General features: G+C 63.7%; 19 protein-coding genes. 12 read left to right on the top strand and 7 right to left on the bottom strand.

The features are described 5' to 3' along the window. Positions 1 to 9 precede the first annotated feature (9 nt). A complete protein-coding gene (locus tag C0Z18_RS03730; protein ID WP_233216965.1) occupies positions 10 to 615 on the bottom strand; it encodes a hypothetical protein in 606 nt (201 codons plus the stop codon). 311 nt (positions 616 to 926) lie between these two features. Between C0Z18_RS03730 and C0Z18_RS03725 the strand changes: the two genes are divergently transcribed. The 3 genes from C0Z18_RS03725 (at position 927) to C0Z18_RS03715 (ending at position 3,666) form a co-directional block, all read left to right on the top strand. Beyond that, positions 927 to 1,904, top strand: a complete 978-nt coding sequence (locus C0Z18_RS03725) for an AAA family ATPase (RefSeq protein ID WP_102644048.1) — start codon at positions 927 to 929, stop codon at positions 1,902 to 1,904. A 196-nt stretch (positions 1,905 to 2,100) separates the two neighbouring features. Continuing rightward, complete coding sequence (locus C0Z18_RS03720) at positions 2,101 to 3,207, top strand: NAD(P)/FAD-dependent oxidoreductase (RefSeq protein WP_102644047.1); 1,107 nt, start codon at positions 2,101 to 2,103, stop codon at positions 3,205 to 3,207. A 144-nt stretch (positions 3,208 to 3,351) separates the two neighbouring features. Next, the gene (locus C0Z18_RS03715) at positions 3,352 to 3,666 is read left to right on the top strand and encodes a high-potential iron-sulfur protein (RefSeq protein ID WP_102644046.1); all 315 of its coding nucleotides are present in this window, start codon (positions 3,352 to 3,354) and stop codon (positions 3,664 to 3,666) included. Between the two features lie 82 nt (positions 3,667 to 3,748). Here the strand turns inward: C0Z18_RS03715 and C0Z18_RS03710 are convergent, their stop codons facing one another. Then, positions 3,749 to 4,450 (bottom strand): dienelactone hydrolase family protein, encoded by a 702-nt coding sequence (locus C0Z18_RS03710; RefSeq protein WP_102644045.1) that lies wholly within the window; start codon positions 4,448 to 4,450, stop codon positions 3,749 to 3,751. A 245-nt stretch (positions 4,451 to 4,695) separates the two neighbouring features. Between C0Z18_RS03710 and C0Z18_RS03705 the strand changes: the two genes are divergently transcribed. Together C0Z18_RS03705 and C0Z18_RS03700 are read left to right on the top strand one after the other, a co-directional pair. Further along, entirely contained in the window at positions 4,696 to 5,811 is a 1,116-nt protein-coding gene (locus C0Z18_RS03705; protein ID WP_102644044.1) for an NAD(P)H-dependent flavin oxidoreductase, read from the top strand. 466 nt (positions 5,812 to 6,277) lie between these two features. Beyond that, positions 6,278 to 7,426, top strand: coding sequence for a branched-chain amino acid ABC transporter substrate-binding protein (locus C0Z18_RS03700; protein WP_102644043.1), 1,149 nt, complete (start codon positions 6,278 to 6,280; stop codon positions 7,424 to 7,426). A gap of 134 nt (positions 7,427 to 7,560) precedes the next feature. Here the strand turns inward: C0Z18_RS03700 and C0Z18_RS03695 are convergent, their stop codons facing one another. Further along, entirely contained in the window at positions 7,561 to 8,679 is a 1,119-nt protein-coding gene (locus C0Z18_RS03695; protein WP_408646960.1) for an MFS transporter, read from the bottom strand. 243 nt (positions 8,680 to 8,922) lie between these two features. Here C0Z18_RS03695 and C0Z18_RS03690 point away from each other — a divergent pair, with 243 nt between their 5' ends. The 3 genes from C0Z18_RS03690 to C0Z18_RS03680 all read left to right on the top strand — a co-directional run bounded on the left by C0Z18_RS03690 (position 8,923) and on the right by C0Z18_RS03680 (position 11,787). After that, positions 8,923 to 9,588: a HugZ family pyridoxamine 5'-phosphate oxidase gene (locus C0Z18_RS03690; protein ID WP_102644041.1), complete on the top strand. Its 666-nt coding sequence runs from the start codon at positions 8,923 to 8,925 to the stop codon at positions 9,586 to 9,588. Between the two features lie 402 nt (positions 9,589 to 9,990). Beyond that, positions 9,991 to 10,290, top strand: coding sequence for an H-NS histone family protein (locus C0Z18_RS03685; RefSeq protein ID WP_102644040.1), 300 nt, complete (start codon positions 9,991 to 9,993; stop codon positions 10,288 to 10,290). Between the two features lie 306 nt (positions 10,291 to 10,596). Beyond that, the gene (locus tag C0Z18_RS03680; protein ID WP_102644039.1) at positions 10,597 to 11,787 is read left to right on the top strand and encodes a cation diffusion facilitator family transporter; all 1,191 of its coding nucleotides are present in this window, start codon (positions 10,597 to 10,599) and stop codon (positions 11,785 to 11,787) included. Between the two features lie 50 nt (positions 11,788 to 11,837). On the opposite strand, the gene C0Z18_RS03675 is transcribed toward C0Z18_RS03680, so the two are convergent. From C0Z18_RS03675 to C0Z18_RS03665, 3 genes are all read right to left on the bottom strand, one after another. After that, a complete protein-coding gene (locus tag C0Z18_RS03675) occupies positions 11,838 to 12,296 on the bottom strand; it encodes an Lrp/AsnC family transcriptional regulator (protein ID WP_102644038.1) in 459 nt (152 codons plus the stop codon). A 90-nt stretch (positions 12,297 to 12,386) separates the two neighbouring features. Further along, positions 12,387 to 13,040, bottom strand: a complete 654-nt coding sequence (locus C0Z18_RS03670; protein WP_102644037.1) for a 3'-5' exonuclease family protein — start codon at positions 13,038 to 13,040, stop codon at positions 12,387 to 12,389. Continuing rightward, a complete protein-coding gene (locus tag C0Z18_RS03665) occupies positions 13,037 to 13,681 on the bottom strand; it encodes an MBL fold metallo-hydrolase (protein ID WP_102644036.1) in 645 nt (214 codons plus the stop codon). Before C0Z18_RS03665 ends, C0Z18_RS03670 begins: the two co-directional genes overlap by 4 nt. A gap of 636 nt (positions 13,682 to 14,317) precedes the next feature. On the opposite strand from C0Z18_RS03665, the gene C0Z18_RS03660 reads away from it, so the two are divergent. After that, positions 14,318 to 14,917, top strand: a complete 600-nt coding sequence (locus tag C0Z18_RS03660; protein WP_102644035.1) for a septal ring lytic transglycosylase RlpA family protein — start codon at positions 14,318 to 14,320, stop codon at positions 14,915 to 14,917. Between the two features lie 156 nt (positions 14,918 to 15,073). Here C0Z18_RS03660 and rsmI read toward each other — a convergent pair whose 3' ends face one another. Beyond that, positions 15,074 to 15,955, bottom strand: a complete 882-nt coding sequence (rsmI, locus tag C0Z18_RS03655; protein ID WP_102644034.1) for a 16S rRNA (cytidine(1402)-2'-O)-methyltransferase — start codon at positions 15,953 to 15,955, stop codon at positions 15,074 to 15,076. On the opposite strand from rsmI, the gene C0Z18_RS03650 reads away from it, so the two are divergent. The 3 genes from C0Z18_RS03650 to C0Z18_RS03640 all read left to right on the top strand — a co-directional run. Continuing rightward, entirely contained in the window at positions 15,954 to 16,445 is a 492-nt protein-coding gene (locus C0Z18_RS03650) for a YraN family protein (RefSeq protein ID WP_102644033.1), read from the top strand. The genes rsmI and C0Z18_RS03650 overlap by 2 nt on opposite strands. A gap of 87 nt (positions 16,446 to 16,532) precedes the next feature. After that, positions 16,533 to 17,120, top strand: a complete 588-nt coding sequence (locus C0Z18_RS03645; RefSeq protein ID WP_102644032.1) for an SIS domain-containing protein — start codon at positions 16,533 to 16,535, stop codon at positions 17,118 to 17,120. Between the two features lie 20 nt (positions 17,121 to 17,140). Next, the coding region (locus C0Z18_RS03640) for a BON domain-containing protein (protein WP_102644303.1) at positions 17,141 to 17,943 on the top strand (803 nt) is incomplete at its 3' end.

The following is a 17,943-nucleotide window of genomic DNA, read 5'->3' as shown; positions in this document are numbered from 1 at the left end:
TTGTAACCGTTAATGAGGCGCGATGCTCGCATGCACGCGATAGACGAGCGTCGGGTTCTTGTCGATCAACGTCCAGTCGGCCGACTCGCCCATGGGCACGAGCAGACCGGGGTGGCTCGCATTGACGCGGCGCGGCTGCGGCGGCAGCGCGCAGCCTTCCGGTGTGGTGGGGGCCGTGTCGTCCTCGATCGTTTCGTCGGTATCGAGGGCGAGCGTCACACCGCCGACATCGGCTGCGACGGGCGAAACCGATACGGTCCTTGCAAGATCGATGCCGCCCGCGGGATTGTCCTTGCAGCCAACGCGATGTTGCATCGGGTGGTGATGGGTCTCGTTGAAGGTTTGACCGACCATCGTCGTGGCTTCGAACGTGTCGATCGTCCGACCGTCGCGCACGACGTCGAGTTTCCAGGCGACGGCGGTCGGGGTGTCGTCTAGATTGCTCGCGGCGGGCGTGGCCGGCGCGGCGGCGCTCGCGGCCGCATCGGCTGCGGCGGCCGCTGCAGCCGCATTCCCGGCGGCGAAGGCGCTCATGAGCGCGAGCGCGGCGAACGTGCCCATCATGCGGGCAAGGGAACCGGGGAAACCGGCGGCAAGGCGGGTGAAACGCGTCATCGACCCCTTCTCCTTCGCGCGAACACGCATGCTCGCCGCGCGAGACGACAAGCGTCCATCTTACGCCTATCGATATGGCGGGCGCACGCAAGGGTCGCGTTTGCCTATCGTTTGGGTTCTGTGTGCCCTGCCGCTCTATTAGCAGCACGCGCATCGCGCTGCTGGCTTTTCGCATGGAACTTGCTTGGATACACTCAAATCGCACAGTAGCGAACGAGGCGCCGCCCCAGGCCGGACGCGAAGCACTACGAAGGAACGACGGGGCGCGCTCGGAGAGCACATGCGCTTGGCAATGGCATGGGAGGTAAGCGATGACGACAGCCGTGGTGAAACAGGAAATCGCAGTGGCGTCGTTCAGCAAGGTGTACGACCTCGAGCAGGTCGAGACGGCGCTGAACGAGTTGACCGAAGGGGCGAACGAGGCGCTGCGCACGACCTACGAAAAAATGCTGAAGGTGGGCAACTTGCGGTTTTGCGTCAAGCCGAACCGAATGCCCGCGATCGATGCGCTCATCGATGCGCTGCCGAATTTCGCAGACCCGCTCGAAGACGTGCGCCGGCAAATGGCGCTCTGCGTCGAAACGGAGGACCGGCTCGAGTTGATGCCCATTTTGTTGCTCGGCGATCCGGGCATCGGCAAGACGCACTTCGCCAAAGCGCTTGCGCGACTGCTCGGCACGTCGCACCAATACGTGGCGATGAGTTCGCTCACGGCGGGCTGGATCTTATCGGGCGCTTCCTCGCAGTGGAAGAACGCCAAACCCGGCAAAGTCTTCGAAACGCTCGTGAACGGCAGCTATGCGAACCCCGTCATGGTGGTCGACGAAATCGACAAAGCAAGCGCCGATTCGCAATACGATCCGCTCGGCGCGCTGTACGCGCTGCTCGAACATGAAACCGCGCAGGCCTTCATCGACGAGTTCGCCGAGGTGCCGATCAACGCGGGCCAAGTGATCTGGATCGCGACGGCTAACGACGAGCGTGCGATCCCCGAGCCGATCCTGAGCCGTATGAGCATCTACGAGATCGCACCGCCCGATCGCGATGGCGCTCGCCGTATCGCGCAGACGATATACGACGAGGTGCGCACGGCCCATGGATGGGGCCGGCGCTTTCCGGAGCGGCTCGGCGACGATGCCCTCGAAGCGCTCTCGCGCGCTTCGCCGCGCGACATGCGCCGCGCGATTCTGCATGCGTTCGGCGAGGCCCGCATCGACGGACGAGACGCCGTGCGTGCCGACGACATCCGCCCGGAACGCGGCGCGCGCCGCCGGCCGATCGGCTTCTGAAACCCGTTGCTTTCGGCCTTTAGGACGGCGCTTCGCTCCCGGAGTGCGGTGTCCGCCCGGCTTCGCGTCGTACAATGAATCTTACGGATCGTTGTCGCGACGATGCGAGACAGGACGTTCTTGCGCTCGCGAAGAAGTCCCACCGAAGTTGCCAGCGGACGGAGAAGCGCGGCCCAGCGGGCCGTGACCACAAAACATGGATGAGATCGAATGTGTAGTGATCGGCGCGGGCGTGGTCGGTCTAGCGATCGCGCGCTCGCTCGCCGAGCGTGGCCGCGAAGTCATCGTGCTCGAGGCGACCGAAGCCATCGGCACCGGCACGAGTTCGCGCAATAGCGAAGTGATACATGCGGGCCTGTACTATCCGCGCGGTTCGTTGAAAGCCACGCTGTGCGTGCGTGGCCGCGAGATGCTCTATGAGTACTGCGCCGCGCGCGGCGTGCCGCATCAGCGTTGCGGCAAGCTCTTGGTTGCCACCGCGCGTAATCAATTGCCTCAACTCGCCGCGATCGAAGCGCGCGGCAAAGAGAACGGCGTGCTCGATCTGATCCGGCTTTCGGGCGCGGACGCGCAGGAACTCGAGCCGGCGCTGCAGTGCGAGGCCGCCGTGTTTTCGCCGCAAACCGGCATCGTCGATAGTCACCAGCTACTGCTCGCGCTGCAAGGCGACGCCGAACGCGCGGGCGCGGTATGTGCGTTTCACTCGCCCGTGGAAGCGGTCGAGGCGCGGGCGGGGCGGTTCGTCGTGACCGTCGGCGGCGAGTCGCCCGCGACGCTCTCCGCCGCTTGCGTGATCAACAGTGCGGGCTTGCACGCGAATGCGCTCGCGCGCAAGATCCGCGGCCTCGACGCGCGCCACGTCCCGCCGCTTTATCTTGCGCGCGGCAACTATTTCAGCGTGTCGGGCCGCGCGCCGTTCTCGCGTCTGATCTATCCGATGCCGAACGAAGCGGGTCTCGGCGTGCATTTGACGATCGACCTCGGCGGGCAGGCTCGCTTCGGTCCCGACGTCGAGTGGGTCGATACGATCAATTACGACGTCGATCCGCGCCGTGCCGAATCGTTTTATGCGGCCATCCGCGAGTACTGGCCCGAGCTGCCCGACGGCGCGTTACAGCCCGCGTATGCCGGCATCCGGCCGAAGCTGTCGGGGCCCGGAGAAAGCGCGGCCGATTTCGTCATTCAAGGCCCGGCCGCGCATGGCGTGCGCGGACTCGTCAACTTGTTCGGCATCGAGTCGCCCGGGTTGACCGCATCGCTCGCGATCGCGCAGCGCGTGTGCGAACTCGTGGGACGCGCTTGAGTGAGCGTAAGGGCGCATCGCGGCGCGTTCACTTATCCGCGACATTTGGTCAAGCTTGCTGCGCTATCGGCGCTTCGTTGCTATGCTTGCCCACTGCTGCCGCGAGAAGCAGCGGTGAGTAGGACCATATACAGGAGAGTCCCCATGAAAACGTCCCGTCGCACGTTTCTGATCACGAGTCTGGGCGCCGTATCCGCGCTGGCTTTGGCTTCGCGCGAGGCCCTGGCCGATGCGCCGCACGTTGCGGAAACCGATCCGACCGCCGTTGCGCTCGGCTACAAGATGGACGCGACCAAGGTCGACAAGGCGAAGTATCCGAAGTACGCCGCGGGCGAAACCTGCAGCAACTGCCAGTTCTTCCAAGGCAAGCCGGCCGATGCGTTCGCACCTTGTCCCATGTTCGGCGGCAAGCAAGTGGACGGCAAGGGCTGGTGCAGCGCGTATTCGAAGAAGGCCTGAGCGAAGGTCCGAGCAAGCCGGCGTCCGTCGGAAGCCGGCACTCCCCGGCGCGGCCTGATACGCCGCGCCGATTGCGTTTTTCTTACAGATTCGACGAGAGAAACTCGAGCGTGCGGCCGTGCGCGAGCGCCGAGGCATGCTGATCGTAGGCGGAGCGGTCTGAGCAGTTGAAGCCGTGTCCCACGCCCGCGTAGTCGTAAAACGCCGCGTTCGCGTGACTTGCGAAACGCTGCCGCACTTGAGCGACGGCCGCTTGCGGAATCGACGAGTCGTGCTCGGCATAATGGAACAGCATCGGCACGCGCACCTTGTCCGCTTCGTCGAGCTTGTTTTGAATCCCGCCGCCATAGTAGGCAACGGCCGCATCGACGCTGCCGCGCGCCGCCATCAAGTAGGTCAACTGGCCGCCGAAGCAAAAACCCACCGCGCCGATTTTTCCGCTCGTTTCGGGTAGCGCCCGCAGCACCTTTGCCGCCGCGCCGAGATCGGCCGCGGTTTGGTCGGCATCCACCTGCTTGAGCAGGGCGAGCGCCTTGTCGCGATCGGCGCCTTCATAGCCGAGTTCGACCCGCCGCTCGCTGCGCCAGAAGATGTCGGGCGCGAGCGCGACATAACCGGCGAGCGCGTATTGTTCGGCCACCGACCGGATATGCGCATTTACCCCGAAAATCTCCTGCACGATGATGACCCCCGGGCCCTTGCCGGCACGCGGCAGCGCCAGGTAGCCGTCATAGTGCTCGCCGCCGCCGGCGTCGATATCGATCCATCGCGTTGTCACACTCATTGAAGACCTCTCGTCTCGCCATTTCGTAGGGGTTGCCAGTGTGGCACCGATTCGCGAGTTCTGCAGACGGCGCCTTCGAGCCGCGGACAGCGCAAACCTCGATCGCTCGATCACACGTTCACTCGATCACTCGTTCACCGAACGCGAACGGAACGATCTCGATAATTCATTTTTCGAGGCGGAGGGTGTCGGCGTACAGTGGCGCCATCGCCCTCGCAGGTCCGAACGCAGCCGGGAGAATCCAGATGAATACGAGAGCATCGAGCCGTTATGCCACGGCGTTCGCCGAACGCTTCGATCTGCGTCTGCCGCTCGTGCAGGCGCCGATGGTGGGCGCAACGACGACGGCGCTGGTCGTCGCCGCTTCCAATGCGGGCGCGCTCGGCTGCCTCGGCGCCGGCGCCATGACGCCCGATAAGCTCGCATCGGAAGTGGCTGAAATCCGAGCGGCGAGCACGCGCCCGTTCGGGGTCAATCTGTTCGTGCTCGAGCCGGACGAGCCCGACGAGGCGATGGTGCGTCGCGCGCTCGATTCGATCGATCCGCTGCGCGCCGAGCTGGGATTGCCGCCCGGCCGCGCGCCCGAGCGCTATGCGCCGGCGTTTCGCGCGCAGCTCGACCGGTTGATCGAGTTGCGGGTGCCCGTCGCGAGTTTCACGTTCGGCGTGCTCGACGCGGCCGACGTGGCGCGCCTAAAGGCGGCGGGCAGCTACGTGATCGGCACGGCGACGCATGTCGCCGAGGGCATCGCTTGGCGCGACGCGGGTGCCGATGCCGTCTGCGCGCAAGGGGCCGAGGCAGGCGGACACCGCGGCACCTTCATCGACGCCGGCAAAAATCCGCTGATCGGCACGATGGCGCTCGTGCCTCAACTCGTCGACGCGCTCGACATCCCCGTGTTGGCGGCGGGCGGCATCATGGACGGCCGGGGGATCGCGGCCGCGCTCGCGCTCGGCGCTCAAGCCGCGCAACTCGGCACCGTCTTCTTGACGTGTGCCGAAAGCGCGACCGCCCAGGATTGGCGCAAGCGGCTCGTCGAGAGCGGCGATACGGCCACCGCCGTGACGCGCGCCATCACGGGACGCTACGCGCGCGGCATACGCAACACGCTGATGGAGCGGCTGGAGGCCGCCCCCGGCAACGTCGCGCCGTACCCGGTGCAAAACGCGCTGACTCAAGAACTGCGGCAAGCCGCCGCGAAGGCCGACCGGGGCGAGTACCTCTCGCTGTGGTCGGGCCAGGGCGCCCCGCTGCTGCGGAGACGGCCCGTGATCGGCGGCGCCGCGGAACTCATCGACGCGCTCGATGCCGAATGGCGCGCCGCGGTCCACGCCGTTTCACGCATCGGCATGACCGAATAAAGCCTCTAGGGATCGGCGTCCTTAAAGCGAGTCGCCCACGGATGGACTGAACGACCGAATGGTGTTTGTATGTTTTCTTAACCGTTTTTTTGATCCGGCTCAACTGCTTAGCCTTCTCGGTTTCACAATTGAGCCGCACACTGTTGCGTCGCCGCCGCACGATCGACTGCTCGAAAACCCGCATGCTCAGTGGGTTTCCGCGCGGTAACCCCGTTTCCCGCAAGCCTTTTTTGCTGTCGGCGCTATTAGTAGTCATCCCACTTTCTCAAAAATATCCCCAACTTTAATTTGTTGCCCTACACTTGCGCGCAGCACGGAGGCAAGGCTAGTCACGAACTCGCCGGCTAACGTGTACCACCAAGTGCATGACGATGCATCCGACGTAATTGCCCCTTCGACAGAGACAAGAGGGAAGGCGGGGATTCGGGCGATCACGTCGTTTTTGGGACCGAAACCGGAGACTTACATGAATATCAAGATGCAAAAACTGTTGCCGATCACCGCGGCTGCAATGTTGTTCGCGACGATGGCAACGGGTGCCGCGGCTGACGAAATCGTCAAGATCGGTCACGTTGCGCCGCTGACGGGCCAAATCGCCCACCTCGGCAAGGACAACGAAAACGGCGCTCGCCTCGCGGTCGAAGAAATCAACAAGAAGGGTCTCGTGATCGGCGGCCAAAAGGTCACGCTGCAACTGGACGCGCAAGACGATGCGGCTGACCCGCGCACGGCTACGCAAGTTGCGCAAAAGCTCGTCGACGACAAGGTCGTCGCCGTGGTTGGCCACTTGAACTCCGGCACGACGATTCCGGCCTCGAAGATCTATAGCGATGCAGGCATCGTGCAGATCTCGCCGTCGGCAACGAACCCGCAATATACGCTGCAAGGCTTCAAGACGACGTTCCGCGTCGTGGCGACGGATGCGCAGCAAGGCCCGGCTCTCGCAAACTACGCAGCTAAGGATCTGAAGCTCAAGAAGGTTGCAATCGTCGACGACGCTACGGCTTACGGCCAAGGCTTGGCGAACGAATTCGAGAAGACGGCTAAGTCGCTCGGCATGCAAGTGCTGTCGCACGACGCAACGAACGACAAGGCAGTCGACTTCCGCGCGATTCTGACGAAGATCAAGGGCGAAGGCCCCGACGCGATCATGTACGGCGGCATGGACGCCACGGGCGGCCCGTTCGCCAAGCAAGCGAAGCAGCTCGGCATCAAGGCGAAGATCCTGGCGGGTGACGGCGTCTGTACCGACCAGCTCGCGCAATTGGCCGGCGATGCCACCGATAACGTCGTGTGCTCGGAAGCGGGCCGCTCGCTCGAGAAGATGGGCAAGGCCGGCGAGGAATTCCAAGCCAAGTACAAGGCTCGTTTCGGTGTGCCGATCCAGATCTACGCACCGTTCACGTATGACGCCGTCTACATCATCGTCGATGCGATGAAGCGCGCGAACTCGACCGATCCGGCGAAGATCCTCGCGGCCATGCCGTCGACGGACTACAAGGGTGTGATCGGCGAGACGCAATTCGACTCGCACGGCGACCTGAAGCACGGCGTCATCTCCTTGTACGACTACAAGGATGGCAAGAAGTCGCTGCTGAACGAAGTCAAGATGTAAGCGTTTTCGATCGACGCGCGCAAACTGCTTCGGCGGTTTGCGCGGCCGAGATAAGAAGCGCATGGACGGGCGTGGACGCGATTGCGTACACGCCCGTTTTGTTTTATGGCATTACGGCGTGGCCGCTTGACCGCTCAAACGCCGAGCCGCTTGAGCACGCGCGGCCCGATGAAGGCGACGAGCGCCGCGCATAGCGCGACGACCGAGAGCCCGACCGATAGATTCGTCGCTTGCGCCACGCCGCCGATCAGGACCGGGCCGAAAAGCAGACCGACGTAAGCGATGCTCGCGACATGCGCGAGGCCTTCCGCGGCGTGAATCCCTTTGACGCGCATGGCGGCGGCGAACAGCACCGGCATCATGTTCGCGAGGCCGAGACCCATCATGGCGAACCCGACGAGCGCCGTCACCGAGAACGGCAGCACGAGCGCGCCGATCATGCCGGCGCAGGCCACCGAAGCGCTCGCGAAGACCAAGTGCACGGCACCGAAGCGCGCCCGGACGGCGTCCCCCGCAAAGCGCCCGGCGGCCATGGCGCCGGTGAACGCCGCATAGCCCGCGCTCGCGAAGGCGGGCGTCGAGCGCACGACGTCGCGCATATAGACCGCCGCCCAGTCGTACATGGCACCTTCGGCGATCAGTGCGATCAAGGCGACGGCGCCCAGCGCCCACAGCACGGGCGAGCGCCAGCGGCTCGAGCGCGAGCCCTCGTGATGGCTTTCGGCGTGCGCGATATGCGGCAATACCACGGGGCAGGCCAAGACGAGCACGCCCGCGCATACGAGTCCCGCCAGCAGCATATGCAGCGAGCTGGGGATGCCGTGAGCCAGCGCGACCCCGCCGATGCCGGCGCCGATCATGCCGCCGATGCTGAACATGCCGTGCAGCGAGGACATGATGGGCCGCCCGAGCGCTTGCTCGACCGCACTGGCTTCCGCGTTCATCGCCACGTCCATCGTCGCCATCCCCGCGCCGAACGCGGCGAGCACGGGTAGCATCAGCGCGTACGTCGGCGCGACCAAGATCAGCGCCATGCTCACCGACATCACGAGGCCGCCCGCGAGACATGCCCGGCGCGTGCCGGCGCGCGCGATCCACTTCGCATTGCCGACGGTGGCGGCGATCGAGCCGCCCGTCAGTACGAACAGCGCGAGCGACAGCGCGGCCGGTTGGAGGTTGAATTTGTCGCGCACGGTGGGTACATGCACCCCCCACGAGGCATACGCCATCCCGGCGATGAAAAATAGGGCCATCGTGGCGTAGCGGGCACGCTCGCGTGCGGCCGGAGCAAGGTTTCGATGCGCGGCGGGGGCGGGCGACGAAGTGGACTGGGACACGGGTGCGTTGTGCGAAACTGAAAAAAGGGCGCGAAGGAGCGAAAATCCGGGCATCCGGTTCCGCGCGCAAACGCTACGATGAATGGGAATCGCCGATTCTAACGGACGCCTTGACACCTCGCTGAGGGGCCCACGCCCCCGCAACCGAGCAAAGAAGCCATGAACATTTCCGCACACGCACCGCTGCATTTGTTGCACCGTAAGGCCACGGGCGCGCTGGCGACTCACGCGCGCGAGCCGCTCGGCTTCCCGTATCCGACGGCGCTGCCGTTCGCGCCCGATGCGCGCCACCGGCCGGTCGTGCTCGTGAGCCGCTTGGCCGAGCACTCGCGTAATTTGGAAGCCGATGCCCGCGCCGGTTTTCTCGTGGTCGATACGCCGCCGAACGAGGACGTGCTGAACGGCGAGCGTCTGACCTTGCTGGGCCGCTTCGTTCCGGGCGGACTCGAACCTCCCCTCGTGCGGCGGTACTTGCGCTATCACCCGGACGCCGAACGCTATCTCGCCCTCGGCGATTTTTCGTTTCGCGTACTCGAAATCGAGCGCATGCGATACATCGGGGGATTCGGTGCGATGGGGTGGCTCGCCGCCGAGGAGCTCGATCCGCTCGAGCCATTAACCGATGAAGACGAAACCGCGCTGATCGAATACTTCGATCGACACGTGAGCCGTCCCGCGCTCGTGCGTTTGGCGGGCGTGGATCGCCATGGGGCCGATTTGAAAGTGGAGGGACAGCGCCGGCGCTATGTGTTCGATTCCGCAAAACCGGATTTGGCGGCGCTCGAAGCGGCACTCGCCCGCTGCATCTCGGATCACGCCGATTAGCTCGCGCCTTATGCGGTAATAGGGGAAATGCTGATACGGCCGTAAGTTTTCGGACCGCGATCGCCTGGAAACCCGCACCGGTGCGAGATCCTTTCATTCCATGAAAACTTTTCGCGATGCGCGTGGAATCGATCTCATAATCTGAAAGTTATCAGGCCGTTCAGTTCGTTTTTCGGTGGAAATATGAGATGAGCAGTTGCATTGGGTAAATTGAGATCGGCAGGCGGATGACGAATGAGTGAAACAATTCAATGAAGTTATTTTAAGAGAAAGGTCTTTTCGGGCTTTTCGTCCGCTTGTCTTTTGTGCTAATCTCGCTTCCGAAATATCCGAGGCACCTAGCATTGAGGTGGCTAAACCGGCAGGAGATCGGCGCCATTTACTGAAACCACAAGGGAACATATGTCTTCTTACAAGGAACTTCTCGCCCAACGAGAGAAGCTGGAGAAGCAGATCGAAGAGGCGAAGGCGCGTGAATACGCTGAAGTGCTGAACGAGATCAAACAGAAAATGGCCGACTACGGCATTACGCTCGCCGAACTCGGCGGCGGCCGCGGCAAACACGCGAAGGCTGGCCGTCCGCGTGCCGGCGTTGCGCCGAAATACCGGGATCCCGTAAGCGGCAATACCTGGTCGGGCCGCGGCAAGCCGCCCCGGTGGATTGCCGGTCAGGATCGCGATCAGTTCCTGATTCAAAAGTAATAGGCCGATCGACATAGCAAGTCGGCGCGCCGGCTCTATTGTCGGCAGCAGCCTAAATGAGAACCGCGTAACCCATTGGGGTACGCGGTTTTTATTCGTCTAACTAAACGGTTAGTTCACCAGGACAATGTCTCTCGCGGCGAGCCGATAAAGCGGCGCAGCGAGAGGAAACGAGACGCGAACAAGAATACGTCGCGTTCTCATAACTTCCTGATTGAAAAGGAAAAATCGCCAACGCTGTCACAGCGCCGCCGCGCCGTGCGCGATACAATCGAGCGGTAAACATTCCGTTGCTCAGCGTAGCCGATGCACTCTCACGCCCACACAGAACTCCGATCCGGAGAAAAACAAGCCGTCGCCCGTAAAAGCACGTTTGCGAGCGTTGGCGTCAATATCGTCCTGATGAGCTTGCAGGTCACGATAGGGTTTTTTGCGCATTCCCAGGCTTTGATCGCCGACGGGATTCATTCGCTGGCCGACCTCATCTCCGACTTTATCGTCCTCATCGCGAATCGGGCGAGCGCCGAGAAACCCGACGCCGACCACAACTACGGTCACGCCCGTTATGAGACCGTGGCCTCGCTGTTCCTCGGCGCACTGCTCGTGACCGTCGGCGTCGGCATGCTTTGGCGTGCCGGCACTCGGCTCGCCGATTTGGAGAACATCCCGGCCGTGCACGTCAGTGCGCTCGTCGTGGCCGTGCTGGTGCTGATTTCGAAAGAAGCGTTGTTCCGATTCATGCTGCGCCAAGCCGAACGCGTGCGATCGGCGATGCTGATCGCGAACGCCTGGCATGCGCGATCGGACGCCGCCTCGTCGCTCGTCGTCGCGGTCGGTATCGTGGGGAGCTTGTTCGGCGTGCGTCTGCTCGACCCGATCGCGGCCGCGATCGTTGGCTTCCTCGTGGCGCGCATGGGTTGGGTCTTCGGCTGGGATGCGCTGCAAGACCTTTCGGACCGGGCGCTGGACGAAGCCGCGACGGGGGACATCCGCAAGTTGCTGATGGCCACGCCCGGCGTGCGCGACGTGCATGAACTGCGCACGCGCAAGACGGGCGACCTCGCGCTCGTCGACGCGCATATCCTCGTCGACCCGCTGATCTCCGTCTCGGAAGGGCATTACATCGCCGAGTCGGCGCGTGCGCGCGTCATGACGGACAAGCGCGTGCTCGATGCGCTCATTCACGTCGATCCGGAGAACGATGCCGTCGCGCATCCCCCGACGCGCCTGCCTGCGCGGGCCGCCGTGGCCGCGCTCGTCGATGCCGAGCTTGCGAAGTACGGCCTGCGCGCTTCGTCATTGAATGTGCATTACTTGAGCACCGGCCTCGACCTCGACATCACCCTGGCGGCCGATCCGCTGAGCGGCCGCGAACAGGATGCGCAGCTTGCCGAACGCGTCGATTTGAGTGCATTGAAAGCGAGATTGGGTGCGCGCAACGTCACGCTTCAGCGCGAGATCGGCGCCGCGAAAGTGGGCGAGCCGGGGCACGTATAGGCAGGTGCCGCTGGGGCTACAATCGGCCCGAGCGAGCCGAGCCTTTACATTTAGAGCGGCAATTGCGTGTCGAACTTCACTTCGCGCAGTACGACGCTCGTGCGCACTTGGGCGACAGCCGGAATCTTGAAGATCCGGTCGTGCAGGAACGCGTCGTACGCTTTGATGTCGGGCGCCACGATTTTGAGGATGTAATCGGCTTCGCCCGTGGTGCTGTAGCACTCGGTCACTTCGGGGCAGGTGGAGATCTCGCGCTCGAACTGCTCGACGCCGCCTTCCGTGTGCCGGGTCAAATGGATGTGGGCGAGGGCGCAAACGTGGAGCCCGAGTTTTTCGCGATCGAGCAGCGCCGTATAGCGCTGGATGATGCCCGATTGCTCCATGTCCTTGATGCGCCGCCAACAAGGCGTGCTCGACAGTCCGACTTGGTCGGAAATTTCCTGCACCGAGCGTCGCGCATCGAGCTGCAAGAGGCGCAGGATTCTTTGAGAAAACGTGTCGAGCGCCATCCGCGCCTCCCTTACGACAGCCACTGCGTCCGATAGTAGTGGCGGAAGAAACAAAAGGCAATCGAATGGCGGGAAAGCGAGGGATTTTCCCTAATTTGGCGGGCTCTCGGCGTCGTTTTGACTTAATCCCTTGGCGGCCGCTTCGGCGTCGCGCGCGTTCGATTCGGCCACCGCGGCCGACGCCTGTTGCAACACGCGTAAGTCCTTGAGCATGTTGCAAAAAAGGGCGCCTTGCTCGATTGCGTCGTCGAGCGCCACGTGCGTATGCGGGTGATCGTCGAACCAATGCTTCGGCATGCGCGGCTTGATGCATTTGCGATAGGGCAGACCCGTCATCGCAAAGGCGAGCGTCTTGATGTCGAGCGCCGACCACGAGAACGGGCAGCGGCCGGCGAAGCGCATCATGTACCAAAACATGAACGAGAAATCGAAGCCGGCCGGCATGCCGACGAATACCGGCTTGCCCGGTAGCGCCTCGACCCATTCGACATAGGCGACGAGCGCCTCCTCGGGCCGCCGCAAATCGGAGCGGCAGGCCGCCCATGCTTCGGGCTGCGTCTTCCACCAGGCCGCTTGCACCGGATGGGCTTCGGCGCCGGGCAGCGTTTCGAGGTTGGCCGAGAACGTGGCGATCAACTGTTTGTCCTCGGTGTAGGCCGCCGATGCGAAACTGAGCATCGAATGCGGGCCGGGGATCGGGCCGTCGGCCTCGATATCGGTGCTGACGTAGATTTCCGAGCTCACGCGCTGACTCCATCCGCGACGTAGGGGTTCGTGCGCCGCTCTTCGCCGAATGTCGATGTGGGGCCGTGGCCGGGCACGAACGTGATGTCGTCGCCGAGCGGCCAGAGCTTCGTGCGGATCGAACGAATGAGGTCGCCGTGATTGCCGCGCGGGAAGTCGGTACGGCCGATCGAACCGGCGAACAGAACATCGCCTACGAACGCGATCCGATGCCGCGCGCTGACGAACACGACATGGCCCGGCGTATGGCCGGGGCAGTGGTAGACGTCCATCGTTTCCTCGCCGAATTGGACCGTGTCGCCATCGACGAGCCAGCGGTCGGGCTCGAACGCTTGCGCCGCCGGAAAACCGAAGCGCACGCTTTGATCCGGCAATTGATCGATCCAGAATTGCTCATCGCGCTGCGGGCCTTCGATCGGCACCCCGTAACGGGTGGCGAGCGTTTTGGCGCCGGCGCAATGGTCCACGTGACCGTGCGTGAGCAGGATCTTTTCGACGGTGGCGCCGTTCTCGGACACGGCGCGTTCGATCGCTTCGAGATCGCCGCCGGGATCGACGATGGCCGCACGCTGCGTTGCTTCGCAGATGATGAGCGAGCAGTTCTGCTGGAACGGCGTAACGGGGATGATGAAAACCTTCATTGCGATGGGACCGGACGGCAAAAGAGAAGATGGTACCAGCCGCGTGAAGCCCGCGCTGCTTGGCCGAAAGCCCGATAGGTGATTCGCATTGTTGCGGCCATAGACAGAATCAATCGGGGGATGGAGCGTTCGACCGGGATTGCTCGATCTTTCTGCTATAATGCTTCAGCTTTCGCGCGAGGGATGCTCGCGCAGCTCTACCGGCGATCTGGCCCTTGCGTGAACTTACGCGCGGCCGTCGCAGTCAATTGAAGTTCGAAGTTGCGCGTGTCGCGCGCTTCTTATCCGTGTCGACGAAGTTCGATGCACACGTCTTGCCCAGCCAGGCGCCGCGCGCCTGACACGGCCATCGGCCGTCACGCTGGGCAGGCCTACGCCGCCGTTCCTCGTGCCTTTGGGCGCGCAAGAACGTGGATGCCATGTTCGATGGCGGCGTGTGGGGTCTGGTCAAGCTGAAGGGGACAGCCGCGCCAGACGTGAATACCAACCGGGCAGTACGCGGCCGAATATGGCCGCAGCCGAGTGCCGTCTCGTGACACACGCTTTGAGCGTGCGTGGCGTGTTGCGCTTGGTCGCCCGAGCCGCATGCACAGTCAAACGCTGTTGCCGCGGCTCGACAGATTGGCTAAACGTCATATGAAACATCGATTTCGTCGATCGCTGGGGATCCTTTTTGTCTTCGGCGCCTTCACGGGTTGCGCCATGCAGCCGACGACCCAAACTGGGAGCGCAAGCCGCGTTCCCGCCGTCGCACAGGGGGCGAATGCGCCCGTTGCGTTCGGTGCTGCCTCGGCGGTGCCGGGCGCCGGCGACACGTCCAAATCGCTCGCCGACGCGAAGCCGATCGACGACGGCACGCCCGATATCTCGGATTTCAAGCAGGTGGGTCGCGCCTCGTGGTACGGCGGCCACTTCGTCGGTCGCCGCACGGCCAGCGGCGAGCGCTACAACATGCACGCGCTGACGGCCGCGCACAAGACGCTGCCGCTCGCGTCATATGTTCGCGTGACGAATATGTCGAACCATAAGGCCGTCGTCGTGAAGATCAACGATCGCGGGCCATATGTGCGCGGCCGCGTGATCGATCTGTCGTATGCGGCCGCCAAGCTGCTGGGTCTGCAGCACGCCGGTACGGGGCGCGTGCAGATCGAAGGGCTGACGCAGCAAGAAGCGCGTGCCGAGCAGGCGGAAATGCTGGCCAGCAACAACACCCCGTCGAAGGATGGCGGCAACTAAGCAATCTCTTTCGGTTCAGCTCGACGGATCGCACGGACCTAGCCTAGACGGCGCCTTTCGAGGCGCCGTTTTTGCATTGGTGAGAATATTCAGGACTGCTAAGTAATGCGGGCCATGATGTTGCGCCTAGCTTTTAAGATAGGCATCCGGTGACGCTCAGCTTTCCCGCTTAGATAGCTCCAAGGCCCTTGTGTAGAGCGTGTTGCGAGACGCTCCCGTGATCGACGCGGCCAGCCGCGCGGCGCTGCTCACGGACACCTCCTCAAGCAACATCGACAGCAGCGCATCGTGCGCCGCCTCGTCGTGCTCCGCCTGTGCGGGCGCGCCTTGAACGACGAGCACGAATTCCCCGCGTTGCCGGTTCGGATCGGCCGCCAGCCATGTTGGCCCTTCGGCCAAGGTGCACCGATGAATCGCCTCATGTAGCTTCGTCAGTTCGCGAGCGATGAGCAATTGGCGATGGCCGCCGAGCGAATCGGCGAGTGCTTGCACTGTTTCTACGATGCGATGCGGCGCCTCGTAGAAGACCATCGCGAACGGGTGCGCCGCGAGCGTCTGCAACTGAGCCGCGCGTTGTTTGGCTTTGGTCGGCAAGAAGCCGAGGAACGAGAACTCGCCGACGAAATCGCCCGCTGCCGAGATGGCTGTCGTGACTGCGCTTGCGCCGGGGAGCGGGACGACGGCGAAACCCGCGTCGCGCACCGCATCGACGAGCTTGGCGCCGGGGTCCGAGACGCCGGGGGTGCCTGCGTCGGAGACATAGGCAACGCGTTCGCCGGCGCGCAGGCAATCGACGATACGTGCCCCGGCTTCGCGCTCGTTGTGCTCGTGCACGGCTAGCAGCGGCTTGGAGATGCCGTAGAGCGCGAGCAATTGTCCGGTATTGCGTGTGTCCTCGGCCGCGATGCGATCGACGAGGCCAAGCACGTGCAGCGCACGCAGCGTGACATCGGCGGCATTGCCGATCGGTGTCGCAATGACATACAGCGTGGCGGCGGGGTACTGCTGTCGCTGCGCAAGATCGAGGAGGTTGGACATGAAGCGAGAGACGCGAACGAGCGGGGGAAGGCCGTCATTGTGCCACGCGCGGCGGCAAGAGACGGCTATGGCGGGGCCGCGCCCTACGCGGCCTAACCAGCGTGGCGAGGCTGCCGACAACTTTTCCGGGCGGCGCGAGTCGAAACGGATCGGCGCCGCATTCGAAGATCAAGCGTTGACGTTTTTGCGGCGGCAACGCATGCGTCTCGTCGCGCGCAACGTGACGTGCCGCGGCGGGGAGATCGATCTTGTCATGCGCGACGCGGACGGCGTGCTGGTTTTCGTCGAAGTGCGCGCGCGGGCCGGTGGCCGCTATGGCGGTGCGGCGGCGAGTATCGGCTTGCATAAGCGTCAGCGTATTCTCTTTGCGGCGCGGCACTTTTTGTCGGTGAGGGCGGGCGCCGTGAGCCCTTGCCGGTTCGACGCCGTCGTATTCGAGGGGGCGCGGCTGGTTTGGCTGCGCGATGCTTTTAGAGAGGACGGCAGTTGAAACGTGCGGCTGGGGATGGGGAGTGCGGTAAACTTGCGCGCTGACGAAACGGCCGCGGATAGGCGGGGCCGGTAGAGCAGGGAAACAATGTCAGTCGAACGGATTCAACAGCATTTTCGCGAAAGCGCGGCATTGAAACTCGAGGCGCTCGACGCCCTTTCCATGCCGATCGCGGCGGCCATCGATACGATGTTCGGCGCGCTGGCGAACGGCAACCGTATATTCACGTGCGGCAACGGCGCGGGCGCGGCCGACGCGCAGCGCCTTGCCTCGCACCTCACCGCGGGCTTCGAGCGCGAGCGGCCCAGCTTGCCCGCGATCGCTTTGACGGCCGATTCCACCGTGCTGACGGCGCTCAGCGCCGGCGGCGGGTTCGATGCCGTGTACGCCAAGCAGCTTCGCGCGTTGGGGCATGCGGGGGATGTGCTGATCGTCGTGGCTTCGATGGGCGATGAGGCTACGTTGCTGGAAGTCATCGGCGAGGCGCACGAGCGCGAGATGTTCGTGATCGCTTTGACGGGCAGCGGCGGTGGCAAGGTGGGCGAAGCGCTCGTCGACACCGATATCCAAATTTGCGTGCCGTCGCAGCGGGCGGCGCGCGTTCATGAAGTGCACCTGTTGGCCATTCACTGCTTGTGCGACGGCATCGATGCCATGTTGCTCGGGGAAGATTGACTTCGAAGGGGAGTTCGTTGATGACAGCAAATCGCGTCATGAAGACGCTTGTGCGGAGCACGCTGGCGGTGGCGACGGCGGCAGCATTGATCACGTCGTTGCAGGGTTGTGTGCTGGCGGTAGCCGGCGCGGCGGGCGGCGGGGCGCTGATGGCGACCGATCGACGCACCCTCGGCACGCAAACGGCCGACCGTGAGATTCAGGTGAAGGCTTACTCGCAGATTGCCAACCAGCTTGGAAATACGTCGCATGTTGATGTGACGGTGTTCAACCGGCGGGTGCTGCTCACGGGTGAGGTGCCTAGCGATGCTGTCAAGCAGCAGGCTGAGCAGATCGCGCGTGGGGTGGGGGATGTCGAGGCGATCGTTAATGAGCTTAAGGTCGGGCCCATTACCGAATTTTCGGATCGGGCTAATGATTCGTATCTCGTGACCCGCGTGAAGACGATGCTCATCGCCGAGAAAGGGATTTCGGCCAATGACTTCAAGGTTGTTGGGGAGGCCGGGAATATCTATTTGATGGGGCTCGTCACGGAGCATGAAGGGAACCTCGGGGCGGCCGTGGCGGCGAATGTGCCCGGTGTGAAAAGCGTCGTGAAGGTGTTCCAGTACGTGCAGCCGGAACAGGCGCAGGCTGTTTCGGCGACGGCGTCGCAGGCGGCTAGTGCGCCTAGTTCGGCTCAGCAAGCGGCGGATTCGCAGGCTACGGTTGGGGCTGTGCCGATTGGGGGTGGGGTGACGGAGAAGCCTCTGGATTCGCAAGGGCCGGCGCCGGTTAGTAACTCCACGCAGGTGCATCCGGGTAGTAGCGGGCAGGTTAAGTG

This window comes from Trinickia dabaoshanensis, assembly GCF_002879885.1.
Taxonomy (GTDB): Bacteria; Pseudomonadota; Gammaproteobacteria; order Burkholderiales; family Burkholderiaceae; genus Trinickia; species Trinickia dabaoshanensis.
This window is presented reverse-complemented; position numbering and strand designations above follow the sequence as displayed.